Source organism: Polynucleobacter corsicus (genome assembly GCF_018688255.1).
Taxonomy (GTDB): domain Bacteria; phylum Pseudomonadota; class Gammaproteobacteria; order Burkholderiales; family Burkholderiaceae; genus Polynucleobacter; species Polynucleobacter corsicus.
The window spans coordinates 1,453,775-1,479,933 of record NZ_CP061314.1 but is presented as its reverse complement, the minus strand read 5'-3'; the positions used below and the strand labels follow the sequence as shown (position 1 = coordinate 1,479,933).

30 protein-coding genes are annotated in these 26,159 nt (G+C 46.8%); 15 read left to right on the top strand and 15 right to left on the bottom strand.

Features of this window, described 5'->3' with window-relative positions; genetic code table 11:
* Positions 1–60: 60 nt before the first annotated feature.
* The 6 genes from C2747_RS07660 to dnaB all read left to right on the top strand — a co-directional run bounded on the left by C2747_RS07660 (position 61) and on the right by dnaB (position 5,284).
* Entirely contained in the window at positions 61–1,137 is a 1,077-nt protein-coding gene (locus C2747_RS07660; protein ID WP_215330993.1) for an asparaginase domain-containing protein, read from the top strand.
* 133 nt (positions 1,138–1,270) lie between these two features.
* Positions 1,271–1,645, top strand: coding sequence for a 30S ribosomal protein S6 (gene rpsF, locus C2747_RS07655; RefSeq protein WP_215304752.1), 375 nt, complete (start codon positions 1,271–1,273; stop codon positions 1,643–1,645).
* A 59-nt stretch (positions 1,646–1,704) separates the two neighbouring features.
* The gene (priB, locus tag C2747_RS07650) at positions 1,705–1,998 is read left to right on the top strand and encodes a primosomal replication protein N (RefSeq protein ID WP_215330992.1); all 294 of its coding nucleotides are present in this window, start codon (positions 1,705–1,707) and stop codon (positions 1,996–1,998) included.
* 13 nt (positions 1,999–2,011) lie between these two features.
* Positions 2,012–2,284 (top strand): 30S ribosomal protein S18, encoded by a 273-nt coding sequence (gene rpsR, locus C2747_RS07645; protein ID WP_011902267.1) that lies wholly within the window; start codon positions 2,012–2,014, stop codon positions 2,282–2,284.
* A 13-nt stretch (positions 2,285–2,297) separates the two neighbouring features.
* The gene (rplI, locus tag C2747_RS07640) at positions 2,298–2,750 is read left to right on the top strand and encodes a 50S ribosomal protein L9 (RefSeq protein ID WP_215330991.1); all 453 of its coding nucleotides are present in this window, start codon (positions 2,298–2,300) and stop codon (positions 2,748–2,750) included.
* A 38-nt stretch (positions 2,751–2,788) separates the two neighbouring features.
* Positions 2,789–5,284: a replicative DNA helicase gene (gene dnaB / locus C2747_RS07635; protein ID WP_349814576.1), complete on the top strand. Its 2,496-nt coding sequence runs from the start codon at positions 2,789–2,791 to the stop codon at positions 5,282–5,284.
* A 93-nt stretch (positions 5,285–5,377) separates the two neighbouring features.
* Here dnaB and C2747_RS07630 read toward each other — a convergent pair whose 3' ends face one another.
* From C2747_RS07630 to C2747_RS07580, 11 genes are all read right to left on the bottom strand, one after another.
* Entirely contained in the window at positions 5,378–5,656 is a 279-nt protein-coding gene (locus C2747_RS07630; protein WP_215330990.1) for a hypothetical protein, read from the bottom strand.
* A 112-nt stretch (positions 5,657–5,768) separates the two neighbouring features.
* Positions 5,769–6,323: a C40 family peptidase gene (locus C2747_RS07625; protein WP_349814575.1), complete on the bottom strand. Its 555-nt coding sequence runs from the start codon at positions 6,321–6,323 to the stop codon at positions 5,769–5,771.
* Positions 6,280–7,956, bottom strand: a complete 1,677-nt coding sequence (locus C2747_RS07620; RefSeq protein ID WP_215330989.1) for a PhoH family protein — start codon at positions 7,954–7,956, stop codon at positions 6,280–6,282. The genes C2747_RS07625 and C2747_RS07620 overlap by 44 nt, the downstream gene beginning before the upstream one ends.
* Before the next feature lie 234 nt (positions 7,957–8,190).
* Complete coding sequence (locus C2747_RS07615) at positions 8,191–8,658, bottom strand: peroxiredoxin (RefSeq protein ID WP_215327658.1); 468 nt, start codon at positions 8,656–8,658, stop codon at positions 8,191–8,193.
* Between the two features lie 48 nt (positions 8,659–8,706).
* A complete protein-coding gene (locus C2747_RS07610) occupies positions 8,707–9,624 on the bottom strand; it encodes a polysaccharide deacetylase family protein (RefSeq protein ID WP_215330988.1) in 918 nt (305 codons plus the stop codon).
* A 22-nt stretch (positions 9,625–9,646) separates the two neighbouring features.
* On the bottom strand, positions 9,647–10,693 hold the full coding sequence (locus C2747_RS07605) for a bifunctional UDP-4-keto-pentose/UDP-xylose synthase (protein WP_215330987.1): 1,047 nt from the start codon (positions 10,691–10,693) through the stop codon (positions 9,647–9,649).
* 46 nt (positions 10,694–10,739) lie between these two features.
* On the bottom strand, positions 10,740–11,609 hold the full coding sequence (locus tag C2747_RS07600) for a formyltransferase (protein WP_215330986.1): 870 nt from the start codon (positions 11,607–11,609) through the stop codon (positions 10,740–10,742).
* Positions 11,610–12,581 (bottom strand): glycosyltransferase, encoded by a 972-nt coding sequence (locus tag C2747_RS07595; RefSeq protein WP_215330985.1) that lies wholly within the window; start codon positions 12,579–12,581, stop codon positions 11,610–11,612.
* 31 nt (positions 12,582–12,612) lie between these two features.
* Entirely contained in the window at positions 12,613–13,785 is a 1,173-nt protein-coding gene (locus tag C2747_RS07590) for a DegT/DnrJ/EryC1/StrS family aminotransferase (protein ID WP_215330984.1), read from the bottom strand.
* Positions 13,786–13,800: 15 nt separating this feature from the next.
* Positions 13,801–15,495, bottom strand: coding sequence for a glycosyltransferase family 39 protein (locus C2747_RS07585; RefSeq protein ID WP_215330983.1), 1,695 nt, complete (start codon positions 15,493–15,495; stop codon positions 13,801–13,803).
* Positions 15,495–15,872 carry an Mth938-like domain-containing protein gene (locus C2747_RS07580; protein ID WP_215330982.1) on the bottom strand — a complete coding sequence of 126 codons (378 nt, stop codon included), beginning with the start codon at positions 15,870–15,872 and terminating at the stop codon, positions 15,495–15,497. Before C2747_RS07580 ends, C2747_RS07585 begins: the two co-directional genes overlap by 1 nt.
* A 79-nt stretch (positions 15,873–15,951) precedes the next feature.
* On the opposite strand from C2747_RS07580, the gene C2747_RS07575 reads away from it, so the two are divergent.
* The 6 genes from C2747_RS07575 to moaE are packed head-to-tail and all read left to right on the top strand — an operon-like array spanning position 15,952 to position 21,977.
* Positions 15,952–17,220, top strand: a complete 1,269-nt coding sequence (locus C2747_RS07575; protein ID WP_215330981.1) for a pyridoxal phosphate-dependent aminotransferase — start codon at positions 15,952–15,954, stop codon at positions 17,218–17,220.
* Positions 17,217–18,527, top strand: a complete 1,311-nt coding sequence (locus tag C2747_RS07570; RefSeq protein WP_215330980.1) for a homoserine dehydrogenase — start codon at positions 17,217–17,219, stop codon at positions 18,525–18,527. Before C2747_RS07575 ends, C2747_RS07570 begins: the two co-directional genes overlap by 4 nt.
* A gap of 9 nt (positions 18,528–18,536) precedes the next feature.
* Complete coding sequence (gene thrC, locus C2747_RS07565; protein WP_215330979.1) at positions 18,537–19,979, top strand: threonine synthase; 1,443 nt, start codon at positions 18,537–18,539, stop codon at positions 19,977–19,979.
* A 32-nt stretch (positions 19,980–20,011) separates the two neighbouring features.
* Positions 20,012–21,241: a molybdopterin molybdotransferase MoeA gene (locus C2747_RS07560; protein ID WP_215333130.1), complete on the top strand. Its 1,230-nt coding sequence runs from the start codon at positions 20,012–20,014 to the stop codon at positions 21,239–21,241.
* Positions 21,242–21,259: 18 nt separating this feature from the next.
* The gene (gene moaD / locus C2747_RS07555; RefSeq protein ID WP_215330978.1) at positions 21,260–21,517 is read left to right on the top strand and encodes a molybdopterin converting factor subunit 1; all 258 of its coding nucleotides are present in this window, start codon (positions 21,260–21,262) and stop codon (positions 21,515–21,517) included.
* A gap of 1 nt (position 21,518) precedes the next feature.
* A complete protein-coding gene (gene moaE / locus C2747_RS07550; protein WP_215330977.1) occupies positions 21,519–21,977 on the top strand; it encodes a molybdopterin synthase catalytic subunit MoaE in 459 nt (152 codons plus the stop codon).
* A gap of 7 nt (positions 21,978–21,984) precedes the next feature.
* Here moaE and C2747_RS07545 read toward each other — a convergent pair whose 3' ends face one another.
* A complete protein-coding gene (locus C2747_RS07545) occupies positions 21,985–22,974 on the bottom strand; it encodes an NAD(P)/FAD-dependent oxidoreductase (RefSeq protein ID WP_215330976.1) in 990 nt (329 codons plus the stop codon).
* Positions 22,971–23,594, bottom strand: a complete 624-nt coding sequence (locus tag C2747_RS07540) for an alpha-ketoglutarate-dependent dioxygenase AlkB family protein (RefSeq protein WP_215330975.1) — start codon at positions 23,592–23,594, stop codon at positions 22,971–22,973. Before C2747_RS07540 ends, C2747_RS07545 begins: the two co-directional genes overlap by 4 nt.
* A 91-nt stretch (positions 23,595–23,685) precedes the next feature.
* On the opposite strand from C2747_RS07540, the gene C2747_RS07535 reads away from it, so the two are divergent.
* Complete coding sequence (locus tag C2747_RS07535; RefSeq protein WP_215330974.1) at positions 23,686–23,874, top strand: hypothetical protein; 189 nt, start codon at positions 23,686–23,688, stop codon at positions 23,872–23,874.
* Here the strand turns inward: C2747_RS07535 and C2747_RS07530 are convergent.
* Positions 23,867–24,643: an oxygenase MpaB family protein gene (locus tag C2747_RS07530; RefSeq protein WP_251374734.1), complete on the bottom strand. Its 777-nt coding sequence runs from the start codon at positions 24,641–24,643 to the stop codon at positions 23,867–23,869. The genes C2747_RS07535 and C2747_RS07530 overlap by 8 nt on opposite strands.
* 97 nt (positions 24,644–24,740) lie before the next feature.
* Positions 24,741–25,388: an LON peptidase substrate-binding domain-containing protein gene (locus C2747_RS07525; RefSeq protein WP_215330972.1), complete on the bottom strand. Its 648-nt coding sequence runs from the start codon at positions 25,386–25,388 to the stop codon at positions 24,741–24,743.
* Positions 25,389–25,500: 112 nt separating this feature from the next.
* On the opposite strand from C2747_RS07525, the gene C2747_RS07520 reads away from it, so the two are divergent.
* Entirely contained in the window at positions 25,501–25,653 is a 153-nt protein-coding gene (locus tag C2747_RS07520; RefSeq protein WP_215304710.1) for a hypothetical protein, read from the top strand.
* Between the two features lie 32 nt (positions 25,654–25,685).
* Positions 25,686–26,114 carry a DUF2244 domain-containing protein gene (locus tag C2747_RS07515; RefSeq protein WP_215330971.1) on the top strand — a complete coding sequence of 143 codons (429 nt, stop codon included), beginning with the start codon at positions 25,686–25,688 and terminating at the stop codon, positions 26,112–26,114.
* The last annotated feature ends 45 nt before the right edge of the window (positions 26,115–26,159 follow it).

Here is a 26,159-nt window from a genome sequence, read left to right as displayed (position 1 = left end):
CTGGGATTGTATACAGCAGTATTTGAATATTCAAGCAATTTGGAGGTGGATAATATAGAAATGACCTCAAATTCTGGTATTTCTGAAAATACTCCCCATCTTCTAGTTTTAGGTATGGGCGGCACCATTGCAGGCCTCGCTCCCAATCCAGAAGAAAGCCCCCTTCAATACGAAGCTGGCCAAGTCGGGGTGGACGCTTTAGTGGCACAGGTTCAGTCAGTAGTGCCTGCGGGGGTCAAGCTGGTTTCGCGTCAACTGGTCAATATCAATAGCCGCAATCTGACTGATGCTCACCTCACTGCGCTCGGGCTTGCTGTAAGCGAGGCCCTTTTGGATGCTTCTGTGAGGGGAATTGTGATTACCCACGGCACCGACACGATTGAAGAAACGGGCTTATTTCTGCAGACAACGTGTGGAAAGTTAGCTCAGACTCAGTCTAAGAGGGTTATTCTAACTGGGGCCATGCTCCCGAGTAATGCACCCAGAGCTGATGGACCTGTCAATTTATTGGATGCCTTGCGCTGGGCTTCCATGCCTATGGATAACTGCCCTAGTGGCATTTATGCGGTGATATGTGGGCGCGTATGTCTGGCAATGGACTTGGCTAAGCGCCACGCTACAGCTCTGAATGCCCCATTACAAAATGCCCCATCAAGCTCGGTGAGCTTAATTAATCCCTCTTGGCTATCTGGCGTGAAGGCTGTACAAGCAGTCTGGAATGAAGATTTACCTATTCCCGGGGAAGATGAGTGGCCTTGGGTTGAGATCCTGACTAGTCATGCGGGCGCTCGTCCTGAAACCATCACGCATTGGCTCAGTAGTGCCGTCCAGGGCTTTGTGCTTGCTGGTTCGGGGCAAGGTGGCTTTCATGATGACTGGATTAAACCCTTGGACCAGGCGATGGTTCAGGGTATTGCTTTGGTCAGGACGACTAGAACAGGTGCCGGGACTACTTTGCACAACATTCCCGAGCTAGATGCGCCCGGATGCTGTGCTTCGGGGGCTCTGACTGCACCTAGAGCCAGAATTGCACTTCAATTGGCGTTAAATGCGGCAAAGCAGGCAAATAAAGCTGGTAAACCTCTGACTTGGCAGGATTTTTTTGCTAAAATAACGGACTTACCTGAAATTCGGTAAGGACTTAAAAGCTGTAAATATGTGTAGTTAGTTTTACCTACAATTTGTTACTACCTTGTCACACTGGCGCTAACTTTAAAACCATCGGAAGTTAGCAAGACGCCCAGGTGACTTTATCCTTAAGGAGTGTTAGATGCGTCATTATGAAATCGTCTTTATCGTCCACCCGGACCAAAGCGAGCAAGTGCCTGCGATGATCGATCGCTACAAAGCGACATTAGCTGCTGCTGGCGGCAAAATTCACCGCATGGAAGATTGGGGTCGTCGTCAGATGGCTTACATGATCGACAAACTTGCTAAAGCCCATTACGTTTGTATGAATATTGAGTGCGACCAGAAAACTCTGGACGAGCTCGAGCACGCATTCAAATTTAACGATGCTGTTTTGCGTCACCTCATCATCAAGACGAAGAAAGCTGAAACAGAGCCTTCCATCATGATGAAAGAAGTGCAACGTGAAGAAGCGCGCAAATCAGCTCAATCCGACGCTCCTGTAGTAGCGGCTTAAGTTAGAAATTTGAAGAGGAATACACAGACTAGAAAACGTATCAGAGTGACGGAGCGGCGTTGAATCATTTCACCCTAACTGCATTCTTGGTATCTAAAGACGCGATTCGATTTACACCAGCAGGAATACCGGTGATGCATTGCCAGCTAGAACATAGCGGCGAAGTAAACGAGGTAGGAGTGGCTAGGAAAATTCAGATGAGTGTTGAAGCCATAGCAATTGGCCCGATACAAAAGGGCTTAGAGCAAATGGATTTAGGAACCGAGGCAGTGTTTGAAGGATTCTTAGCACCCAAGACTCTACGTAATCAAAGACTTGTTTTCCATATCACCCATATTCAATTGAAAAATTAAAGAGGAAATCATCATGGCGTTTGGAAAGAAACCCGATTTCAAAAAGAAACCAGCTCAGAACCCATTGTTCAAGCGTAAGCGTTATTGCCGTTTCACTGTTGCTGGCGTAGAACAGATTGACTACAAAGATGTAGACACATTGAAGGACTTCATTGGCGAAAACGCCAAGATTACTCCTGCACGTTTGACAGGCACAAAAGCTAAATATCAGCGTCAGTTAGACACTGCTATCAAGCGTGCTCGTTACTTGGCTTTGTTGCCATTCTCCGATCAACACAAGAAATAATTGGGAGCCCTCAATGCAAATCATTCTTTTAGAAAAAGTAATTAACCTGGGCAACCTCGGCGACATCGTTCGTGTTAAAGACGGTTACGCTCGTAATTTCCTAATTCCACAACGCAAAGCTCGTCGTGCAACTGAAACAGCCATCGCTGACTTTGCAGTACGTCGCGCTGAGTTGGAGAAGTTAGCTGCTGAGAAATTGGCTGCTGCGCAAGCGGTTGGCACAAAGCTCAAAGACTTGGTTCTCGAAATCGGTCAAAAAGCAGGTGTTGACGGTCGTTTGTTTGGTTCTGTAACCAATCATGACATCGCTGATGCTTTGAAAGCAAAAGGCTTTGTAATCGAAAAAGCTTCTGTGCGTATGCCTACTGGCCCGTTGAAGATGGTTGGTGATCACCCTGTAGCGGTATCTGTTCATACCGATGTAGTGGCTGACATTACTGTCCGTGTAGTTGGCGAGCAAGCGTAAGTTTTAGATCTTCGGTTTTTTAATAAATCGCAAGCCTCATGGCTGAATCCCGCTCACGTTCCCTTATGTCAAATCCTGGCATGATGGGTTCTGGGGATCCAGCCTTGCAGGCTTTAAAAGTACCGCCGCATTCTGTAGAAGCCGAGCAATCTTTGCTCGGCGGTTTACTGATCGATAACTCAGCCTGGGATCGCCTGGGTGGAGTGTTAACTGATAAAGATTTCTATCGTCCTGAACATGCTCTGATCTATAAGGTCATTCAGCGTTTAGTTGGCGACAATCATCCCGCTGATGTCATTACTGTTCATGAGGCTGTTAAGTCCGAGCAGGGCGGTGACTTAGTTGGTATTGATTACCTCAATTCATTAGCGCAAAGCACTCCAAGTGCAGCGAACATCAAAGGCTATGCCGACATTGTTCGTGATCGCAGCATCCTGCGTCGCCTAATCGAAGTGTCTGACAATATTGTGAACTCGGCATTTGTTCCAGAGGGCCGTTCCGTAAGAACGCTTTTAGATGAAGCGGAATCACGCATTCTGCAAATTGGTGAAGAAGGTAGTCGCAAAGCCGATTACCTCGAGATCGAGCCATTACTTAAAACTGTTGTTGCCCGCATTGATGAACTCTACAACCGCCAGGGCGGCAGTGATATCACTGGCATTGCAACTGGATTTATTGATCTAGATAAGCAAACTAGTGGCCTGCAAAAAGGCGACTTGGTGATCGTTGCTGGTAGGCCATCGATGGGTAAAGCGCAGCCACTGGATGCCAAAGTAAAAACGGTTGACGGTTGGAAATTGATGGGTGATTTGCGTTTCGGCGATCGTCTAGCTTCTGTGGATGGCCAGCATTCCATGGTGACTGGCATCTATCCGCAAGGTATTAAACAGATTTACAAAGTCACCTTCTCTGATGGTCGTGAAGCTGAGTGCTGTGATGAACATCTCTGGCGCGTCATGTATCGCGATTGGGATGCGCCCAAAGTCATTAATACTGCGCGTTTAATGGAAATGCTTTCTTGTGTTCGATACAAGAACCGTCTGTGGATAGATCCTGTTTCAGGTGATTTTGGTCATTCAAATACATTGCCAATAAACCCATGGGTTTTGGGTGCATTGCTTGGTGATGGAACTTTGGCCTTGTCTCACGGTAGCGTGATGTTCTCAACTAAATCTCCCGAGCTTATTGAGCGCATGAATGCCCTGGCTGGCTATGAGATGGAGTTGGTTCATGCCAATGCATATGACTGGAGATTGGTCTCTAAATCTAGAATTGCTGCTAACGGCCAACGTCAGTCTGTGCCAACCAATTACTTCCGCTCTGCCTTGCAAGATATAGGCGTTCTCGGCTGCAGAAGCTTTGATAAATATATCCCCGCTACCTATCTTGAGGCCAACAAGACTTCCCGTCTCGCGCTGTTTCAGGGTTTGATGGACACTGATGGCTGGATTGAGAAGTGGGGTTCTATTCGTTTTTGTACGGCAAGTAAGCAATTATCAGAAGACGTAGCCTCTTTAGCTAGATCATTAGGCGGCTTTTGCTCAATCGCTCAAAAACAGTCAAGCTACACTTACAAAGGCGAGAAGCAGCAGGGTCGTTTAGCTTATGTTTTAAATATGAGTTTTGCTCCTGGCTTCCAGGCATTTACCTTGCCTGAAAAGAAAGAAAGACTCAGATCGAGCTGGGATCGGCAACGCAGGCTTACCTTTAAAAGTATCGAGCCATCCAGAGTAACTGAGGCTCAATGCATCTCCGTTAGCCATCCAGACAGAACTTATGTAACCAATGATTACGTAGTGACCCACAACACTGCATTTGCACTGAATATCGCCGAGAACGTCGCATTGGCTGAGGGCTTGCCAGTCGTTGTCTTCTCAATGGAGATGTCGGGTGAGCAATTAGCGGCTCGTTTGCTGGGTTCAGTAGGGCGCGTTGACCAAGGTCGTATGCGTACCGGCAAGCTGCAAGATGATGAGTGGCCGCGTGTCACGGATGCGATTGCTCGTCTAAGTAATACCCAAATTTTGATTGATGAGACTGGCGCTCTTTCCAGTTTAGAGTTGCGTGCTCGTGCGCGTCGTATTGCTCGTAACTTCGGTGGAACACTAGGTCTGGTTGTCATTGACTACTTGCAGCTAATGAGTGGCTCCGGTTCTGAGAATCGTGCAACAGAGATCTCTGAGATCTCGCGCTCACTCAAATCACTCGCAAAAGAGTTACAGTGCCCAGTAGTTGCTTTATCCCAGTTAAACCGTGGTCTAGAGCAACGCCCCAACAAGCGCCCAATCATGTCTGATTTACGGGAGTCGGGTGCGATCGAGCAAGATGCCGACTTAATTATGTTCATCTACCGTGATGAGGTATATCACCCAGATACGACTCAGGATAAAGGCATGGCGGAGATCATTATTGGTAAGCAGCGTAATGGACCAATTGGTACTGTGCGCTTAAGCTGGCAAGGTCCATATACCAAGTTTGATAACTTGGCGATGGGATCAGTTGGCTACTCCTCTGGTGGCTATGAGCCGTTCTAATGCAGAAGAAAAAAACTGAAGCCAATAAGTAACAACAGATAAGAATAAAAAAGCCTCGCATTGCGAGGCTTTTTAACTTGATGCGAGAGGTATTTACTTGCCGCCTTCACACTTTTTGATGGATGCAGTTTTAGCAGCGCCATACAACGGCTTACCGTCTTTGCTTACTGCTTTAGCTTCGCAATCATTGGGTTTGGTATCACCCATACATTTCTTAATAGATGCGTCTTTAGCTGCGCCATAGAGTGGCTTACCTTCTTTGCTAACTGCCTTAGCTTCACAGGCCGCTTGATCTGCAAAAGCAATGGATGGAATTGCAAAGCTGAATGCAATGCCTAATGTAATGCCTGATGCAATGATGATTTTCTTCATACGAGTCACTCCCAAATGAGTAATCTAAAGAACCAATTGTTCTCCTTGAAATGTAAACAATATTCAGTGTTTTGGGAATACGGTGTAATGCTATCAGCTCAAAGGCTAATAATTAAGGCGTTAATCTTCTAGCCTCAGTAAACCTTGCCGCCCAATAGGGGGTAGTAATGTACTCTAAGCGAACGGTTCCACCAGCGCTTGGGGCATGCACAAATCTGCCTTGACCGACATAAATGCCGGCGTGCGAGTACTTTGTACCAGTAGTGTTGAAGAATACGAGGTCTCCTGGTGCGGGTGGACCGCTATCTACACTTTGACCTCGATTACTCATCTCCTGAATAGTCCTTGGTAGCTTGATGTTTGCTGACTTGTTATAGACATAGGCTATTAATCCACTGCAATCAAACCCCCCGCTAGGGTTGTTTCCTCCATAGCGATAAGGAACCCCAACTAAACCCACTGCGGCAATCGAGATATCTTCGGTACCCACGCTAGTATCTTGTCTGAACTGGGTAACTTTAGCTGCACTATTCTTTGAACCAAAACTACTACAACCTGAAAGCGAGAGTAGGGTGCAAATAAAAATGCCGTACCCTATCAGAGTGCGGCATGAAACAGTTTGCTTAGAGTGCGTCAGCAGCATGATCCGCAAGACGGGAACGCTCACCGCGAGCCAGAGTCACATGTCCGCCATGACGCCAGCCTTTGAAGCGATCTACCACATAAGTGAGACCTGAGGAGCCTTCAGTTAAGTAAGGCGTATCAATCTGCGCAATATTGCCTAAACAAATAATCTTGGTTCCTGGGCCCGCACGAGTAACCAAGGTTTTCATTTGCTTTGGAGTTAAGTTTTGCGCCTCATCAATAATCACAAATTTACTGACAAAAGTTCTGCCACGCATGAAGTTCATGCTCTTTACCTTAATGCGTGAACGAATCAATTCTTGTGTGGCAGCACGACCCCATTCACCAGCGCTACCATCTTCGTTACGTTGTAGCACCTCAAGGTTGTCATCAAAAGCACCCATCCAAGGCTGCATCTTCTCTTCTTCAGTGCCTGGTAAAAAGCCAATATCTTCACCAACAGGAACAGTGGCTCGGGTAATAATGATCTCGTTATAGCGCTTACTATCTAACACTTGCTCTAAGCCTGCAGCTAAGGCCAGCAGAGTTTTACCAGTACCCGCTTGCCCCAATAATGTGACGAAGTCCACATCCGGGTTCATGAGTAGGTTCATGGCAAAGTTCTGCTCGCGATTGCGCGCGGTCACACTCCATACATTATTTTTTTGATGAGAGAAGTCCCTCAGAGTTTGTAGTAGGGCAGTCTTGCCATTGATCTCTTTAACTTGGGCATAGAAGGGTGTTGATCCATCTGGGTTTTCTTGATAGACAAACTGATTTACTAACATGCCGAGAACTGAAGGACCGGTTACGCGATAAAACATTGTTCCAGATTTACCGTCAGCCCAGCTCTCCATGTCTTTGCCATGCTTTGGCCAAAAGTCTGCAGGTAGTGCCATAACTCCGGAATACATTAAGTCGCGATCTTCTAAGACCTGGTCGTTGAAGTAATCTTCAGCCGGCAAACCCAGAGCGCGCGCCTTAATGCGCATATTGATATCTTTAGATACCAAAACAACTTCCTGGCCTTTACGTATCTTTTGTAGCTCACTTACTACTGCCAAGATGAGGTTATCTCCCTTACCTTCAGGCAAGCCCTCTGGTAGTGCTTGGGTAGTCAGCTTTGTCTGGAAAAAGAGTCGACCAGATACGTCTTGATTGCCAAGCTTATTAAGGGGGATGCCTTCATCTAATGTGCCGCTAGTTCCAGCCACTAACTGATCTAAGGAGCGGCTTACTGTGCGGGCGTTACGAGCAACCTCTGTCATACCCTTTTTATGGTTATCCAGCTCCTCAAGAGTGGTCATCGGCAAGAAGAGATCATGCTCAGAGAAGCGGAACAGAGAACTTGGATCGTGCATCAATACATTGGTGTCTAAGACGAATAGACTCGGAGGACCGGTGCGATTAATGCGCTTTGGTTTTTCAGGTACATTCGCTATCTTGTTATCACTACGCGCACTACGCACAACGACTGGGTTGTGATCGCTTTTAATTTTCTCGAGCGCTACTTCAGCAGCAGAAAGATCTTCCTCTACATCTGTTGCCCAATCTGGCACATGACTTTCCATCACAACAGTTTTTGCTGGCGCAGGACGTTTCTTTAAATTCGGGGTGTCCTTACTGCTAATTTTGACTTGGTCGGCAATTTGAGTTGGGATTGGGGGCAATGGCATGCAGACTCTCCTAAAAGAAAAAACCGTCAAGCGGGTTGCATTGACGGCTTATAACGAAACTGGGTGTAAGACGATCTGTAAAACAGCGGGGGTTGTTTACCGAGCCTATTGTTAAGTGTTTAGGCTGATGAGTCAAACGGATTGTGAGACTTTCCCGTCGTTTACGGTGCATAAGGACTACTTTACCCCAAATTTTTGGCTTTGCAAGTGCCCCAGATTAAATTAATTTAAAAATTATTTAGTTGCTTGGGCTGCTTGTAATACCTCTGTCACATGTCCGGGAATCTTAAGCCCGCGCCACTCTTTTACCAGCTTGCCCGAAGAGTCGAAGAGGAAGGTGCTGCGCTCTACGCCACGAACTTGCTTGCCATACATATTCTTCATTTTCATGACACCAAATAGCTGGCACAGGGTTTCTTCGGTATCGGCAACGAGTTCGAATGGCAGCTCTAGTTTGCTTCGGAAATTATCGTGAGATTTGAGGCTATCTCGAGATACCCCAACGATCAAAGTATTGGCTTTAGTGAAGGCATCAATGTTGTCCCGAAATTCACCAGACTCCGCAGTGCAGCCTGGGGTCATATCTTTAGGATAAAAGTAGACAACCAGTTTTTTGCCTTTGGCTGAGTCTGGGGTAAAGGTCAATCCTGATGTTGCCGGGATTGCGCATTGGGGCATTGATTTACCAATTTCTACTGTCATGATGGGACCCTCTTATTTAACTTGATGTATTACGTATTCTGAGCCAACTCATATCGCTTGCAAAATGAGTTCGCCGCTTCTATTGGGGATCTCCCCCCAGGCGACTGGCTGTACGGCTATTTTATCCAGTTGCTTGGTGGCTTCCCAAGATTGATGAAGTTCACCCATGGTAACTAGATCATGCCCTTGGTTTAGCCAGCCCGCTAGTAATTGCTCAAAAGCAGGAAGTAGCTTTTGACCCTCAAGCTCTGCATGCAGAGTGAAGACCTGATCATTTGGATTGCTTTGAGTAATTGCTAGGAGCTTCTTTACAGCAGCAAATTCATCGGCGTCATCAATTCCAATCAACTCATCAAAAGTTGGTAAGGTAGTTGGATATTGCACGTGCTTTGCTTTGCCGGACGGTAGTGCAAAACGGTATGGCATTAAGTTAGGCTCAGCCCTGCCATCGGAAGAATATTTAATACCCCATTGATCAAGTTGCTCAAAGGCCACTTCATTCATTTGCCAGCCAGCGGCACCATAAGTGACCGGTGAGTGACCAAAGATTTCCACAAAACGATCCCAGCTTTTTTGCATCTGCGCTTTAGTCCATTGGGCATCGCGATGACGCACAGCATCTTGCCAAGCTACGTGATCCCAGGTATGAATGCCAGTTTCATGACCAGCCGCATCTATGGCACGCATTTCAGTTGCAGCTTGTTTGCCAATATCTGGACCAGGAAGAAGGACGCCGTAAAGCAAAGTCTTAATACCGTAGTGTTCAACAACGGAAGTGCGACTCACTTTCTTTAGAAAGCCCGGCTTAAAGACTCGCTTGAGTGCCCAGCCGGTATGGTCGGGACCTAGGCTAAATAGGAAGGTAGCTTTCAGGCCAAAGCGTTCAAGCGTCCGCGCTAGGTTGGGGACACCTTCTTTGGTACCGCGCAGAGTGTCAACATCTACCTTGAGTGCAATCTTAGCCATGAAACCCTAAATGTACTTTCGCTTACTCTTTATCAACCAAATGACGTGCATTTTCTACATCGTGGCGATAGGCTTCGAAAATATTCTTTAGCGCATCGCTCATATTGATCGTTGGCTTCCAGCCTAATTCAGTCATCGTGTTGTCAATTGCAGGAACACGATTCTGAACGTCCTGATAGCCTTCACCGTAGTAAGCGCCAGAAGTGGTTTCTACGATCTTCACTTCATTCGCCATTTTTGCGTATTCTGGAATACTGCGAGCAATCTCCAGCATCTGGTTGGCGAGCTCACGAATAGAGTGATTGTTCTTTGGATTACCGATGTTATAGATCTTGCCGTCAGCAACACCGTCTTTATTGTCGATGATGCGCATTAAGGCGTCGATACCATCATCAATATAAGTAAAGGCACGTTTTTGTGCGCCGCCGTCAACCACGTTGATGGGTTCGCCGCGAACGATGTGACCCAAGAACTGAGTAACGACACGGGAGGAACCTTCTTTTGGTGTGTAGATGCTATCTAGTCCAGGGCCAATCCAGTTAAATGGGCGAAAGAGGGTGAAGCGCAAACCTTCCATGCCGTAACCCCAGATCACACGATCCATCAATTGCTTAGAGCAAGCATAGATCCAGCGTGGCTTGTTAATTGGGCCGTAAACCATATTAGATTTAGCAGGATCAAACTCCCCGTCTTCGCACATGCCATAAACCTCGGATGTGGATGGAAATACCAAATGCTTTTTGTATTTAACTGCTGAGCGCACGATTGGTAAATTGGCCTCGAAGTCGAGCTCAAATACTTTTAATGGTTGCTGAACATAAGTTGCTGGTGTCGCAATCGCTACTAAAGGCAGAATGACATCGCATTTACGGATATGGTATTCAACCCATTCTTTATTGATGGTGATATCACCTTCAAAGAAGTGCATGCGGGGATGGTTTACTAAATCACCAAGGCGATCGTTTTGCATATCCATGCCATAGACATCCCAATCAGTTGTCTCCAGGATGCGCTTTGAAAGGTGATGGCCGATAAATCCGTTTACGCCAAGAATGAGTACTTTTTTCATCTTTACTGCCTCGTTTTTTAATCTAAAGAGTGCTACTTGTAATTTGTTAGCTATTTGCTGGGAACCAGTCGAGTATCTCTACCGCTTTTTGGTCCCCACAAACGCCGAATACCTGATTATCAACCACTTGGATGCCGGGAGCCTGAAGATCTAGCTCCCTCGGAAATGGGCCCTCTAGGCTGGTCCGAGCCACAATCTTGCGCTGACCTTGCCAGTCTGTAAAAGCGCCTGGATAAGGGGGTGCAACGGCTCTCACGAGGTTATGAACCTGCTGAGCCGTCTGATGCCACAGAATTTCCCCATCAGCAGGCTTACGGCCCCCAAAATAGCTTCCCAGAGCCAGATTATTGGGTTTTTTGGGGATGCGGCCTTGAACAAGCTCGGGTAGGGCCTGCTGCATTACCGTGATGGCTGCTTGGCTCACTTTGCCAAAAACATCGGTAGCGGTTTCGTTAGGTCCAATCGAGACAGCCGACTGTCCCACAATATCACCCGCATCTGGTTTGACTTCCATCATGTGCAAGGTCGCACCGGTTTCCGTTGCACCGTGCAGGATGGCCCAATTGACTGGTGCCCGCCCTCGGAACTTGGGCAACAGAGAGCCGTGCATATTCAAGGCTCCAATCTTGGCACAAGCCAAGAGTTCTGCTGGAATCATGTGGCGATAGTAAAAAGAGAAAAGGTAATCAGGCGCTAGCTTTTGAAGCTGCGGTATGAGATCCATTAATTGATTGGCATCTGGTGTGATGTAGGGAATCTGTTGATCCTCACACAGTTTCGCAACGCTCCCGAACCAGACATTCTCATTAGGATCATCTTGATGGGTTACCACCAAATCAATTTGCATGCCCGCATCAAGTAATACCTTAAGGCAGTTAACGCCAACATCGTGATAAGCAAAGACGACTGCGTGCAATTATTTTTTCTCTAAAACAGTCTGCACAACATAGCGAGGACGTTCGCGAACTTGTTGATAGATGCGGCCAATGTACTCACCGAGTAGACCAAGACCAAAGAGCATCACGCCAATCAGGAAGAAGGTGAGAGCGAAGAGGGTAAACACCCCTTCAACCTCAGCACCGAGCACAAAGCGGCGAACCAGAAGATAGATGAACAGACTGCCCGCAGCCATCGCCAGCAACATTCCCAGAATCGAGAAAATCTGCAAAGGCATGACGGAGAAGCCGGTCACTAAATCAAAGTTCAAACGAATGAGTTGATAGAGGCTGTATTTAGATTCACCGGCAAAACGCTCTTCGTGTTTGACGGTAATTTCGGTTGGGTTAGATGCGAAGGTATAAGCCAGAGCCGGAATAAAGGTATTACTCTCATCACACTGACGTACGAGATCAACAATACGACGGCTATAGCCACGCAGCATGCAGCCTTGATCAGTCATTGTGATGCGCGTGATTTTCTGACGCAAATGATTCATCGCGCGTGAAGCAAATTTTCTGAAGAAGCTATCGCGACGATCGGCGCGAATGGTGCCGACGTAGTCATGGCCTTTTAGTAATTCATTTACCAAGGCATCGATTTCTTCTGGGGGATTCTGCAGGTCTGCATCGAGAGTGATGATGTGCTCACCACGGGAACATTCAAAGCCGGCCATGATCGCCATGTGCTGACCAAAGTTACTGTGAAATAACACCGCGCGCGTGACATCTGGGCGCAGCTCAACTTGCTGAGCTAGGATGCCGGCGGAGCGATCTTTGCTGCCATCATTCACAAACACCACTTCATAAGTAATGTTGCGCTTACTGGCCATGACATCTAACGCAGGGTAAAGGCGATCAAAGAGTGCTTGAAGGCCGTCTTCCTCGTTGTAAACGGGGATAACAACGCTGAGTATGGGATTGCAGGCTTGGGTAGCTAAATTTGCAGTCATGCTGCAATTTTGCCTGATTCCGTCCTCGACCCTAGTTTTTACGATGTTTCTTCAGAATTCCAACCAAAGTACTGGCTATACGGCCAATATCTTCATCTGCCATGCCTGGAAAGAGGGGGAGGGTCAAAATGGAGCGGCCAATACGCTCTGCAACTGGAGTGGCCTCCACTTTGTAGCCCAGGTTTTGGTAAAGCGTAAATCCAGTAATCAAAGGGTAGTGAACGCCGGTACCAATCCCCAGATCTTTGAGTTCCGTCATCACCTGCGCGCGATCCACAGTCAATTGCTCAAGAGGGAGTACAACTTGAAACATGTGCCAATTACTGTCGGTGAAGCTCTCCACGGGCAATTCTAGATTGAGATTATCCAGGCCCGCTGATTTCATTTCACTGTTAATAGCATCAAAGTACTGTTTGGCTAATGCACTTCTACGCGTCTGAAACGCCGGCAACTGTTTGAGTTGATGCAGACCAATGACTGCATTCACATCAGTCAAATTATCTTTGCCACCCAGTACATCCACATCCATGTCATCCATACCTTGGCGTGTGAGACCTTGCAGGCGAAACTTCTCTGCGAGCTTTGCTTCATCAGTATTGTTAAAAACAAGACAGCCGCCTTCAACAGTGGATAAGTTTTTGTTTGCCTGAAAACTAAAACTCACGAGGTCACCAATACTTCCAATCTTTTGACCTTTCCACTGTGACCCAAATGCTTGTGCCGCATCTTCAATCACCCTTAGCTTGTATTGCTTGGCCAACTCATAGAGTTGATCCATATTAACTGGTAGTCCAGCCAAATAGACGGGCATGATGGCCCTAGTCTTCGGAGTAATGGCTGCAGCTATCTGGTTTAAATCGATGTTACGTGTATGGGGGTCAATGTCTACAAATACGGGTGTAGCCCCAACACTTAGAATGACATTGGACGTGGCAACCCAAGAGATTGGGGTGGTAATGACTTCATCACCAGGGCCAATGCCAGCAACCTGCAAAGCGATTTTCATAGTGGCAGTGCCGTTGGCAAAGCAACGCACAGGGCGACCACCGAAATAGTCACTCAGGGTGGACTCGAATTCAGCCAACTTCGGACCTGAAGTAACCCAACCAGAACGCAGAACCTCGGTAACCGCATCAATCGTTTCTTGATTAAAGTGTGGGCGCGTAAATGGAATAAAAGGCAGGGTGTTTTGAGTGACTGACATGGTGGCCTTAAGAATTTATTGTGCCGAACTACTTTGTGATTCAGGGTGTTTGACAATCACGCGCCGAGAATCTCTGCCCACTTCTTGCATGGGGACATTGAGTTTTTGCAGCTCAACATATTGCTCTGGAACCATCAATGCATAAGCGGTTTGGTCTTCTTTCCAGCGTTCGATAAAAGCATCTAAGGTAGGTAGCCACAAATCAGGTTCTTGTTGGGCGCCAAACTGTAATTCATCTAAAAATTCCACCATGATCATGGTCCTACCAAGATAGAACGGCACTGTGTGATCTAGAATTCTGATGGAATAAAAATTCACTTTTTCCGGAATGCCTAGTTTAACTTTCTCGACTAAATCAATACCGGATACAGCGCGACCTAAAGTTTCATGGCCCGTACCGGCGATGAGTGCGCAGAGAAAAAAGCCGCAAGCAAAGCTAGTAATGCTGCTTAGGCCATTGCGTTTGCTTTGCATGAACGTCAGGAGACTAAATGTAATTAGGGCAATCAGCGCAGCAACTATCCAATAGAGGTATTGCGCATAGGACTCGATTTCATCAGGCCTGGCTTGTTTGCCGACTTCACCTAAAAAGAAAAAACCAACACCACCCAAAATTGCAAAGAAGAGTGCTTGTAATTTCCAAGGCAATGCAAGTGAATTACTAAAACCCAGATTGCGATCTAAGCGATGACCGACAAGCAGTGCTAGCGCGGGAAAGACAGGGATGATGTAGCCGGGTAATTTCGATTGGGAGATACTAAAAAATCCCATGATGACTGTAAACCAACAGGTGAGTAACCATCCGCTAGAGAACTCACGATTGCGCTCTTGCCAGGCCTGAGCAAGCGCTCCAGGGGTCTGTGCAATCCATGGCAAAAAGCCAATTAGTAGAAGTGGTATGAAGTAATAAATCGGACCAGTGCGGCTGTGAGCTGTTTGCGTAAATCGTTGCAGGTGTTCATGAATAAAAAAGAACTCCAGAAACTCGGGATTGCGTTGAGCCACTAGGACAAACCAAGGCGCAGTAATCGCTAAAAACAAAATCGTGCCACTAATGATGTGTAGCCGCTTCCAGATCTTCCAGTCCCACGCAGTAATCGAATAAACAGCAAACACCATACCGGGGATCGCAAGCCCAATAACACCTTTGGATAGCGTCGCTAAGGCCATACAGGCCCAGCAGGCCCACATCCAGCTTCTAGTGTCGCTCGAGTTACGAGAAGTTTGTGCTAATAAAAGACTGCATAGTGCCGCAACCAAAAATGCCGACAATCCCATGTCGAGTGAGTTGATGTGCCCGCCAATAACCCACATTGGGCTCGAGGCTAAAGCGATGGCAGCTAACCAGCCTGCGCGTGCGCTGTAGATGCGTGCGCCAGTAAATCCAATAAACACAATTGTCAGAAATCCAGTAAGCGCGGTCCATAAGCGCGCTTGCCAATCACCAATCCCAAAAAGATTAAAGGCGGTAGCAGTAGCCCAAATTTGCAATGGGGGCTTTTCAAAATACTTGTAACCGTTGTAGCGAGGAGTGACCCAATCTCCGGTGACGAGCATCTCACGAGCAATCTCGGCATATCGTCCTTCATCCGACGGAATGAGGTGACGGTAATTTAAGGTGCCAAACCACAGCAAGGCGTAGATCAAGACCAGAACCAAAATAGTTGCTGGGTTGAGGGCGCTTGACTGCCGAATTTGGCCAAACTGCATTAGATGGCTTCCACAATTAGGGCGAGGAGGACTTGACGGCCTTCGCCGACAAGAATGTTGTAGGTGCGACAAGCCGCCTGAGAATCCATTATTTCAAAGCCGATCTTGGCCTCTATAAGCGTCTTAAGTAACTCAGGCCTTGGGAAGCGTTGGCGTTTACCAGTGCCAATAATGATTAATTCAGGCTTAAGGGAAGCCATTTGAGCGAAATCTGATGAGCTCAGCTCTTCGAAGGACTTTACGGCCCATTCTAGGATTTCACCGTCAGAACTCAGTAAAACCGCGTGACTGTAGGGGATCTTATTGATCTCAATGTAGCCATCGCCGTAACCGGTGATCGTATTGGCTCCGGAATGGAGGTCAGATTGAAGCTTCACATGGACTCTCTGTCATAATTGTGCTGATTATAGCTAGCTGTTTTTTCCTAGATTTCAAGAACTTATCCTTTAATTTATTGTGAAACCGATCCTAAAGTCCGAAAAACTCAATCACGTCTGTTATGACATTCGTGGACCCGTGCTGGAACTCGCTCAGCGCATGGAAGAGGAGGGTCACAAAATCATCAAATTAAACATCGGTAATGTGGGTGTTTTTGGTTTTGATCCTCCAGAAGAGATTCAGTTGGACATGATCCGTAATTTGGGTAATGCCTCAGCGTACTCTGATTCCAAAGGAATTTTTGCCGCTCGTAAAGCCATCATGCAATATTGCCAGGAAAAAGGCATCCAGGGCGTTACTTTGGATGACATCTACACCGGTAATGGGGTCTCTGAATTAATCGTTCTCGCAATGAATGCATTGCTCAATAACGGTGATGAAGTCTTGGTGCCTGCTCCAGATTATCCCCTATGGACTGCTGCGGTAAGTTTATCTGGCGGCACCCCAATTCATTACTTGTGTGATGAGTCTAAAGGGTGGGCGCCGGATTTGGTTGATCTGCGTAAAAAGATTACACCGCGCACCAAAGCGATTGTAGTAATCAACCCGAATAATCCAACGGGCGCTGTTTATTCCAAAGAAGTGTTGGCAGAGTTAACTTCAATTGCGCGTGAGCATGATTTAATTTTGTTCGCTGACGAGATTTACGACAAGATGCTGTACGACCAAGAGAAGCATGTCTCTTTGGCATCCTTATCCACTGATGTAGTCACTATCACCTTCAATGGCTTATCCAAAAACTACCGCTCTTGCGGTTACCGCGCTGGCTGGATGGTAGTTTCTGGGGATAAAGAGATGATCCGCGATTACATCGAGGGTCTCAATATGTTGTCCTCAATGCGCCTGTGTGCCAATGTGCCAGGCCAGTACGCTATTCAGACAGCTTTGGGCGGCTATCAAAGTATTAATGACCTAGTGGCTGAAGGTGGCCGCTTAGCGAAACAGCGGGATCTCGCCTGGAAGCTCATTACTGAAATCCCTGGTGTGACTTGTGTGAAGCCAAAATCTGCTTTGTACTTATTTCCAAAACTCGATCCCGAGATGTACCCGATTGAAGATGATCAGCAATTTGTAGCTGATCTGCTCAAAGAAGAAAAAGTATTACTGGTTCAAGGCTCTGGTTTTAATTGGGTCAAGTCAGATCACTTCCGCGTAGTGTTCTTACCTCATGAGGATGTGCTGAAAGAGGCTATTGGTCGTCTTGCACGTTTCCTAGAGCGTTATCGTCAAAAACACAGTCGTAAGGCAACTAATTCGACTAATTCAACAGCAACAAAGGCATCATGAAACCGATTCAAGTTGGTCTATTAGGTATTGGCACTGTAGGTGGTGGTGTATTTACTGTTCTCGAACGCAACCAAGATGAAATTACCCGTCGTGCTGGTCGCGGTATTCGCATTAATACGGTTGCCGACCTTAATGTAGAGCGCGCTAAAGAGTTGGTAAAAGACCGTGCACAAGTTGTGAGTGATGCACGTGCTGTGATTAACAACCCTGAGATTGATATCGTTGTTGAATTGATTGGCGGTTACGGTATTGCTAAGGACTTGGTTCTTGAGGCTATTGCCGCTGGTAAGCATGTAGTCACAGCCAACAAGGCTTTGATCGCCGTGCATGGTAATGAGATTTTTAAAGCTGCCCATGAAAAGGGCGTCATGGTCGCGTTTGAAGCGGCTGTCGCTGGTGGTATTCCAATCATCAAAGCGCTACGCGAAGGTTTGACTGCAAACCGTATTGAGTGGATCGCCGGCATCATCAATGGCACAACCAATTTTATTCTTTCTGAGATGCGCGACAAAGGCTTAGACTTTGCGACGGTCTTGAAAGAAGCGCAGCGTCTGGGCTACGCAGAAGCAGACCCTACATTTGATATTGAAGGTGTAGATGCTGCCCACAAGGCAACCATCATGAGCGCAATTGCATTTGGTATTCCTATGCAATTTGAGAAAGCGCACGTTGAGGGTATTACCAAGTTAGATGCTATCGACATTAAATATGCCGAGCAGTTGGGTTATCGCATCAAGTTACTCGGTATTGCTAAGAAAACAACTACTGGCGTTGAGTTGCGTGTGCACCCAACCTTGATTCCGACTAAGCGTTTAATTGCAAACGTCGAAGGCGCCATGAATGCGGTTCAGGTATTTGGTGATGCAGTAGGTACTACGCTTTATTACGGTAAGGGCGCAGGCTCAGAGCCAACTGCCTCTGCTGTGATTGCAGACTTAGTAGATATCACGCGTTTATTGGGCGCAAGCCCAGAGAGCCGTGTTCCTTACTTAGCGTTTCAGCCGGATGCTGTGCGTGACATCACCGTATTACCCATGGGTGAAATTACCACCAGTTACTACTTACGTTTGCGCGTAGCGGATCAAGCTGGTGTGCTAGCTGACATTACTAAGATCTTGGCAGCTCACAGCATCTCGATCGATGCTCTCTTGCAAAAAGAAGCTGACGAGGGCGAAAGTCAAACCGACTTGGTTGCGCTCACCCACGAGACCAAAGAAAAGCACATGCTGGCAGCAATTGGGGAAATTCAGAATCTGAAAACTGTTGCCGGTGAAGTAGTGAAGATCCGCTTAGAAAATCTGTCCTAATACAAATACATGCGTTACCAATCTACTCGGGGCAATAGCCCACAGCAATCCTTTTTAGAAATTCTGCTTGGTGGATTAGCACCAGACGGCGGCTTATATCTGCCAACAGAGTACCCGCAAGTTACTAAAGCGCAGTTAGATGCTTGGCGTGGCATGCCCTATGCCGATCTCGCTTATGAGGTCTTAAGTCTGTATTGCGATGACATTCCTGAGGTGGATCTGCGCGCTCTATTATGCAAGACCTATACAGAGCAGGTCTATTGCAATGGCCGCAAAGAAGATAACGCTAAAGACATCACGCCATTGCATTGGTTGGGTGAAGAGCAGGGCACACGTATTGGTTTGCTTAGCTTGTCTAATGGACCCACATTGGCATTTAAAGACATGGCGATGCAGTTCTTGGGCAATCTCTTTGAATACGCCTTAAAGAAGAATGGTCAGGAGCTTAATATTTTGGGCGCGACATCCGGGGATACTGGAAGTGCTGCTGAATACGCAATGCGTGGCAAAGAGGGTGTGAAGGTATTTATGCTTTCACCGTGCGGCAAGATGAGTTCATTCCAGTCTGCCCAAATGTATTCTCTGCAAGATCCCAATATCTTTAACTTGGCAGTTGCTGGAGTATTTGACGATTGCCAAGATATTGTTAAAGCAGTGAGTAATGATCACAGCTTTAAAGCGAATCACCAAATTGGTACGGTCAACTCCATTAACTGGGGTCGCGTGGTTGCTCAGGTGGTGTATTACTTCCAAGGCTATCTACTGGCTACAAAATCTAGTGATGAGCAAGTGTCATTCACTGTACCCTCAGGTAACTTTGGCAATATCTGTGCTGGTCATATTGCCCGTATGATGGGTTTACCAATCGCCCATTTGATTGCTGCCACGAATGAGAATGATGTTCTCGACGAGTTCTTCCGTACCGGCGTCTATCGAGCACGAAAGTCTGCCGAGACTTTGCATACGTCTAGCCCATCTATGGATATTTCCAAGGCGAGCAACTTTGAGCGCTTTGTATTTGATTTTATGGGCAAGGACGGCAAAGCTACTGCGGCTATGTTTAAGCAGGTCGATCAAGCTGGTGGCTTTGATATTTCTAAAGACGCCGTCTTTAAAGACCTTGCGCAGTATGGATTTCTATCTGGCCGTAGCACCCATGACAATCGCCTAGAAACGATTCGTAATATTGATGCGCAGTATGGCGTGATGATTGATACACATACAGCAGATGGCGTAAAGGTTGCGCGCGAACACTTGCAGGCAGGCATCCCCATGATTGTTTTGGAAACTGCTTTACCCATTAAGTTTGAAGAAACGATTGAAATAGCATTGGGGCGTCCAGCAGAATGCCCGCCAGCATTTAAAGATATTAAGTCAAAGCCACAGCGCGTTGAAAATATCGATGCCGATGTCGATCAGGTAAAAAACTTCATTACTGCCCACACCAACTAAATCAGAAATCAATTGCCATGACTAAGCCTCCGATGTTGACTGCTCAGCAGGCTTTAGATCACTTACTTTCTCATGCAAAGCCTGTAAGCGAAACTGAAACACTGGCAATGCAAGTTGCTCTAGGCCGCGTACTTGCAGAGAATGTAAATAGTCTTGTAGATGTGCCTCCACTCGATAACACCTCGATGGATGGTTATGCGGTGCGAACAGTGGATACCAACACTCCAGGCCAAACACTCACAATTGCACAACGCATTCCGGCGGGATCCATGGGAACTCAGCTTGAGCCTGGTACTGCTGCCAGAATCTTTACTGGTGCCCCAGTTCCTCCAGGCGCTGATGCCGTTGTCATGCAAGAAGACTGCTCGACTCCAGAAGGGGTCAGCAATCAAGTCCAAGTCAATATCGCACCAACATCAGGCCAATGGATTCGTCGCAGAGGTGAAGATCTAACAGCTGGCAAAGTAGCACTTACAGTAGGCACTCATCTCCGGCCCCAGGAGCTTGGAGTTGCAGCCTCTGCTGGCTTAACGCATTTAACTGTCAAACGTAAAGTGAGAGTGGCTGCATTTTTCACTGGTGATGAGTTATCCCTGCCGGGTGAGCCACTCAAGCCGGGTGGCATCTATAACTCCAATCGCGACACCTTATTGGCGTGTATTAAATCCTTGGGCTGCGATGCCACTGACTTTGGAATTGTTCCTGATAGTCTTGAGGCCACGAAAGAAACTCTTCGCAAGGCTAGCAATGACCATGACTTAATCATTACGTCCGGCGGAGTATCGGTTGGCGAGGAAGATCACATTAAACCCGCAGTCACTGCTGAAGGTAGATTAGATCTTTGGCAGATTGCGATGAAGCCTGGTAAGCCTTTGGCTTTTGGCGCTGTGCGTAAATTAGATAGTTCAAAAGATAATGCGGAAACTTGGTTTATTGGCTTACCTGGTAATCCGGTATCGAGTTTTGTAACTTTCCTATTATTTGTTCGCCCATTTATTCTCAAGTTACAAGGGCGAGAGGCGGGTTTACCGCAGTCTTACCCCATGCGTGCTGACTTTGATTGGCTAAAGGCTGATCGCCGTAATGAGTTTCTGCGTGTCAAGATCAATGCGCAGGGTGGTTTAGATCTATTCCCCAATCAAAGCTCTGGGGTACTTACTAGCGCCTCTTGGGGGGATGGCTTAGTAGATCGTCCGCCGGGCCAAGCATTAAAAGCTGGCGATATGGTGAAGTACATTCCATTTAGTGCACTTCTTTCCTAGTCGTATTACGATTCTGATATGAAACTCGAATTACGATTCTTTGCTTCCTTAAGAGAGGGCCTTGGACTTTCTGGCGAGAGTATTGCAGCTCCACCAGAAGTAAAAACCATTGCTGACTTAAGAGGCCACCTTGTTCAGCGAGGTAATCCTTGGGCTGAAGTATTGGCAAGCGGCAAAGTGATTCGTTGCGCCTTAAATCAAGAGATGGTTAGTGACTCTACTGCGCTGGTGGAGGGGGCTGAGGTAGCTTTCTTTCCCCCGGTTACTGGCGGCTAAGATGCAGAAGGATTTCATCCACATTCAAAAGGCTGATTTTGATCTGACAACCGAGGTGAAGGCTCTGCGCAAGGATGATCCCCGAGTGGGTGCAGTGGTGACTTTTTTGGGCACCGTCCGGGATATGAACGACGGCAGTCAAGTTCGAGGTATGACTCTGGAGCACTACCCCGGTATGACAGAAAAATCCCTAGAAGAAATCATCACGCAAGCTAGAGGCCGTTGGGATCTGTATAAGACGCTAGTCATCCATCGAGTAGGGCCACTTCTACCTGAAGATCAAATTGTTCTAGTGGCGGTCACTAGTGCTCACAGAGGTGAAGCATTTGCTGCTTGTGAGTTCATCATGGACTACCTCAAAACAGCGGCACCATTTTGGAAAAAAGAAGAAACACCACAAGGTAGCAAATGGGTAGATGCCCGCGTGACTGACGATACTGCAATGGCGCGCTGGAATTAACTTAGTTTTATATCTGCTTGAGTGCTAAAGCTAGATTAAAGCCGCTGAGCCAGGCACCCTCGACTCTTCCGCCATTGAGCCAGTCTCCACAAAGCCCTAAGCCAATATTAGGCAGTGATAAAAATCCAACACTATTTTCTAGGCCTCCACTGGCATAGCGCCAGCGGTGCATACTGATATCGGCATCCTCACAATTAAAACCCAGGGCTGTCAGGCATTGCACCATGTGATCTTGAGCATCCTCTTTGCTTAACTCAACATTTTCTTGGCTCCAGTTTGGGCTGCCATGGATAGTCCACATACTTCCCTGACGCATTGGCTTTGATCCGTTTTGACAAATCCAGCTAATGATTTCTTGGTTAATAAATGCTGCATCAAAATCTACATTGAGCTGATGCGGAAAATTTGCCATCATGGTCCAGCAGGCCTTCATCTGCGCCGAGTCAGCGATATCAGCGGCTCTACTGTCAAGATCCTTAAGTAGAGCACTTGCCTGAGGAGCGGGTATAGCTAACACGACAACATCGTAGAGCGTTGAAATTTCATTGGCTTCACTACACTGCAAATGCCACTTGCCATCCATTCGCTCCAGCTTGGAGATGGTTTTCTCATACTGAGCGGAGAGGTCTTCGGCAAGATGTTTGCCTAGTGAATTCATATGAGGGGTGCCAACATAGCGAATATCTTGTGACTGACTTTCACACCATGTCTTGGCTTCGTAAACTTTGAGTTTGGGCTTCCAGATGGCAGTAGTGCCGTTTTGTATCCAGCTCTGTACTGCCTCAATAAAACGAGCATCTCTGGCAGTAAAGTACTGGGCACCATGATCAGCAGACCAGTCTTGTGTGCGACGCGTACTCATACGCCCGCTAGGACCTCGACTCTTTTCAAACACATCTACGGATATACCGTGTGACTGAAGTTCTCTCGCGCAAGTAAGGCCTGCAATTCCTGCACCAATGACTGCGATTTTATTGATTGTTTTAGAACTACTCATATCTTGGGGAGTATTTTGCGAAAGGTAAGATTGATTCGAGGACTCGTGACTGTCTTGGTTTTGAGAAGGCTGTGATTCCAGAAATTTTGAACAGGGGCGTGCATGATGAGAAGGCTACCGTGCTCAAGAAATACTGACACGGTTGTTTTATCCTGCTTGTGACGAAACGCAAATTTACGTCGAGCACCCAGGCTGATTGATGCGATAGGGCTTGTACTATCCAACTCTTTTTCATTATCACTATGCCAACCCATACCTTCATCACCATTGTGATACAGATTGAGTAAGCAAGAGTTATAGGTATAGCCAGTCACCGCTTCAAGTTGATGCTTGATTTGAAGTAACTCCTTAGTCCAGCCCTGCGGTATTTTTTCGATACCCGAGTAGGTATAACGGCATTCGGGATCTCCAACCCAGGCAACTTTTCTCGCGGTTGTTACTAACTTACCAAACATATTAATCTGATCTGTTTTCCAAATGAGGGAGTGCAGCAGGCTCTCAAAAAAATGATCAGATTCATCTGCTTTGTAAAAATGACTGAAGTATTCAGCCCGACCATCCCTTTCCAATAGGCAGATTGGGTCGGACGATTCTGGGTGGTCGAATAGGGGGCTTTGCATTTTTTACCAATAAAGCTAGGGTTGCACCTTATTTCAATAAAAACCCTAGAATAGACTGCATTATGAATTGTTTAGAACTAAAAGGTTGATTATGAAAGCACCCGATAAACGTTGCTGCGGCTCAGGGGTTTGCATTATTAATGAAGCAGGAGAATGTTGGTGTGGCCAAGTATGGGATGGCGAGAAAATGAGTGCGCCACCGCTGATGTCAGCAAAAATCCAGTCTACTGACTCTGAATCTACAAATCCTAAACCTGAGTCCCAGGACCCTCTTATTTAGTTGACCCGTACACTCTGCGGAGCGAGTGAGCCGCTACCCCATCTTTCAGCGCTTCCCTTACAGGAATTGCCATCAGTCGAATAGCAGATAGCACGGCCAGTCGCTCTAGCCGGCTAGGCTGAGGTCGTTGAATAATCGGATATGCCCAATCAGGTAAGTTCAGAAAGCCCGCTCGACTGATCATTCTTACGAAAGGTTTGGCGCTGAGCGCGCTAGGAAAGTTATCTAGCATCTGAATAATACTTTTGGCTCTCTCCCCGTAGTGAAGTTGGGGGATATATTGCCTGATAGCTTGCTCCGTACCAGCATAGGTGTTGGGTAGATCGATCGCTCCCAATCTTTCCCCGAGCATTTTCATTTCTGTAAAGTACTGGTCTTTTTGCCTTGTGCTCAAAGCTTCACTTCGGTATGACTCATAAGAGCACATAAAACTGCGAGTTTCTGTTAGGTGAACCCATGCGAGTAGTTCGGGATCGTCTGCTCTATAAGGTTGATTGAATTCATCAAACCCAGTGACCTTTTGATGAATTTGATTAACGCGATTGATGGCCTTATCCGCCATGTCCTGCGAGCCGTAGGTGGTTGCGGCAATGAAGAACGCTGTTCTTCCTAATCTGCCTTTAAGGTCTTGCCTGAAGCTGGAGTGATCCCATACTCCAGCGAGCGCTTTTGGATGAAGAGCTTGCAGTACTAGCGAGCTTATGCCACCGATCATCATGGAAATGAAATCTGCATGTACCTTCCAGGCGATGGACTCCGGGCCAAACAAGCCTCTATCTCCCGCAGGTTCCAGAAATGCGACAGGCGGGCCACCACCACCCACCATCTCTCGAATTGACCGACGAATCTGTTCCTCAATCATCTTGTTAATGAATCACGATATTGCTTAAGCCATCATCCTCAATGATTTCTGAAATTAAATCGAGTCGGATTCTGGGATTGCTTTGAGCAAGTAAGTGGTTCTTCTGAGCCGGGGGGAGTGGTAAGAGCTCAGCTAGTCGGTTGGATACCCAGCCACAGTCATCTTGGTTCATCGGCATTTTGAATGCATCTTCACCCAGTAAATCTTCGCTTTTGATAACGGAAATAATCTCATTCAAAAGCGCGGCTACCTTTTCATGTTCTTTTGCTAGTGGTATCTCTGGGTCGGCATCGATCAGCTCAACTTGACCCATCCAGAGGCCATCAGCCTCTTGTTTGATGTTTAGCACCTTGAAGCGTTGCGTTCCATAAGACTTAGTCATGTAAAGCGCAGGCTGAATCGCATCAAATTCTTCTAATTTTGCTAAGGTGCCAATATTTGAAAAGTTAGCAACTGCGTCAGCATTTGATTCAATTGGCTTGTTATCGAGAATGCTGATCACCCCAAAAGGCGTATCTTCGCGTAGGCAACGCTTCATCATATCTAGGTAGCGCGCTTCAAAGATTTTGAGGGCAATTACGCCGCCTGGAAAGAGGGTGGTGCCCAAGGGAAAAAGTGGGATCCAGCGGGTTGTCAAAGAGGATGTTGTCATGCATTTAATTTAAAGGATTTACGTTTAGTTTGCTGAGCAGTCGAAATGGCACTGTGTTCAGCAGTAATCCTGAATTTCGTCCAAAATAGGAGGTATTCACAGGAGATTAAACATGATTCAAAAATTACGGGTTAAGCTCGCACGCTGGATTTTGGGTAAACATTGTCCTTGCTACCAAATGGGTTACCACTCCATGGTTGATTTTCAGCAGCGTAGTGCAGATCAGCTGGAAAAAGCTAAACAAGCGCAATCTACTAAGCACTAGACTGCAGGCTTTACTAAGACTTACATCCGTTAATGAAAATCTGGAAGATGAGGCGAAATTGCGCGTTGACTCCGAGTCAATTGCTCAAGTTTTATATCGCTCTGGTTTGCCTTTCCTTAACTGTAGCCACCGGTTTTTTGTTGGTTGGCGTAAAAATTATTCTCATCTTTACTGCAATAGAGTTGACTGCGGTCACCGCCGGTTTTTTGGTTTACTGTCGACATGCCTTAGATTTTGAGGAGATAGAAATCAGTGGTACCCGCTTGTTAGTTAGGAAATTTATTGCTTACAAAGAGTCAGTAACTGAATTTAATACTCACTGGGTCAGACTGTCGCACCCAGAGGAACACCAAAAGGTATTTTTTATTGAGCAGACGGATCAGCGGGTTGAGGTTGGCCAGTTTCTGAGGCGTGAGCAATTTCAAAGTCTGATCGCTGAGCTACGGCCTTACCTGGGTTGACTACAACCATAAGTTCAAAAGGGTTAAAGCTTGGCACTCTGCAGA

What these genes read in the sequence shown, in the direction of transcription:
- C2747_RS07660 (WP_215330993.1), top strand. Translation starts at nt 61, where the DNA reads ATGACCTCAAATTCTGGTATTTCTGAAAATACTCCCCATCTTCTAGTT.
- rpsF (WP_215304752.1), top strand. Translation starts at nt 1,271, where the DNA reads ATGCGTCATTATGAAATCGTCTTTATCGTCCACCCGGACCAAAGCGAG.
- rpsR (WP_011902267.1), top strand. Translation starts at nt 2,012, where the DNA reads ATGGCGTTTGGAAAGAAACCCGATTTCAAAAAGAAACCAGCTCAGAAC.
- rplI (WP_215330991.1), top strand. Translation starts at nt 2,298, where the DNA reads ATGCAAATCATTCTTTTAGAAAAAGTAATTAACCTGGGCAACCTCGGC.
- dnaB (WP_349814576.1), top strand. Translation starts at nt 2,789, where the DNA reads ATGGCTGAATCCCGCTCACGTTCCCTTATGTCAAATCCTGGCATGATG.
- C2747_RS07630 (WP_215330990.1), bottom strand. Translation starts at nt 5,656, where the DNA reads ATGAAGAAAATCATCATTGCATCAGGCATTACATTAGGCATTGCATTC.
- C2747_RS07620 (WP_215330989.1), bottom strand. Translation starts at nt 7,956, where the DNA reads ATGCCATTGCCCCCAATCCCAACTCAAATTGCCGACCAAGTCAAAATT.
- C2747_RS07615 (WP_215327658.1), bottom strand. Translation starts at nt 8,658, where the DNA reads ATGACAGTAGAAATTGGTAAATCAATGCCCCAATGCGCAATCCCGGCA.
- C2747_RS07610 (WP_215330988.1), bottom strand. Translation starts at nt 9,624, where the DNA reads ATGGCTAAGATTGCACTCAAGGTAGATGTTGACACTCTGCGCGGTACC.
- C2747_RS07605 (WP_215330987.1), bottom strand. Translation starts at nt 10,693, where the DNA reads ATGAAAAAAGTACTCATTCTTGGCGTAAACGGATTTATCGGCCATCAC.
- C2747_RS07595 (WP_215330985.1), bottom strand. Translation starts at nt 12,581, where the DNA reads ATGACTGCAAATTTAGCTACCCAAGCCTGCAATCCCATACTCAGCGTT.
- C2747_RS07590 (WP_215330984.1), bottom strand. Translation starts at nt 13,785, where the DNA reads ATGTCAGTCACTCAAAACACCCTGCCTTTTATTCCATTTACGCGCCCA.
- C2747_RS07585 (WP_215330983.1), bottom strand. Translation starts at nt 15,495, where the DNA reads ATGCAGTTTGGCCAAATTCGGCAGTCAAGCGCCCTCAACCCAGCAACT.
- C2747_RS07570 (WP_215330980.1), top strand. Translation starts at nt 17,217, where the DNA reads ATGAAACCGATTCAAGTTGGTCTATTAGGTATTGGCACTGTAGGTGGT.
- thrC (WP_215330979.1), top strand. Translation starts at nt 18,537, where the DNA reads ATGCGTTACCAATCTACTCGGGGCAATAGCCCACAGCAATCCTTTTTA.
- C2747_RS07560 (WP_215333130.1), top strand. Translation starts at nt 20,012, where the DNA reads ATGTTGACTGCTCAGCAGGCTTTAGATCACTTACTTTCTCATGCAAAG.
- moaD (WP_215330978.1), top strand. Translation starts at nt 21,260, where the DNA reads ATGAAACTCGAATTACGATTCTTTGCTTCCTTAAGAGAGGGCCTTGGA.
- moaE (WP_215330977.1), top strand. Translation starts at nt 21,519, where the DNA reads ATGCAGAAGGATTTCATCCACATTCAAAAGGCTGATTTTGATCTGACA.
- C2747_RS07545 (WP_215330976.1), bottom strand. Translation starts at nt 22,974, where the DNA reads ATGAGTAGTTCTAAAACAATCAATAAAATCGCAGTCATTGGTGCAGGA.
- C2747_RS07540 (WP_215330975.1), bottom strand. Translation starts at nt 23,594, where the DNA reads ATGCAAAGCCCCCTATTCGACCACCCAGAATCGTCCGACCCAATCTGC.
- C2747_RS07535 (WP_215330974.1), top strand. Translation starts at nt 23,686, where the DNA reads ATGAAAGCACCCGATAAACGTTGCTGCGGCTCAGGGGTTTGCATTATT.
- C2747_RS07525 (WP_215330972.1), bottom strand. Translation starts at nt 25,388, where the DNA reads ATGACAACATCCTCTTTGACAACCCGCTGGATCCCACTTTTTCCCTTG.
- C2747_RS07520 (WP_215304710.1), top strand. Translation starts at nt 25,501, where the DNA reads ATGATTCAAAAATTACGGGTTAAGCTCGCACGCTGGATTTTGGGTAAA.
- C2747_RS07515 (WP_215330971.1), top strand. Translation starts at nt 25,686, where the DNA reads ATGAAAATCTGGAAGATGAGGCGAAATTGCGCGTTGACTCCGAGTCAA.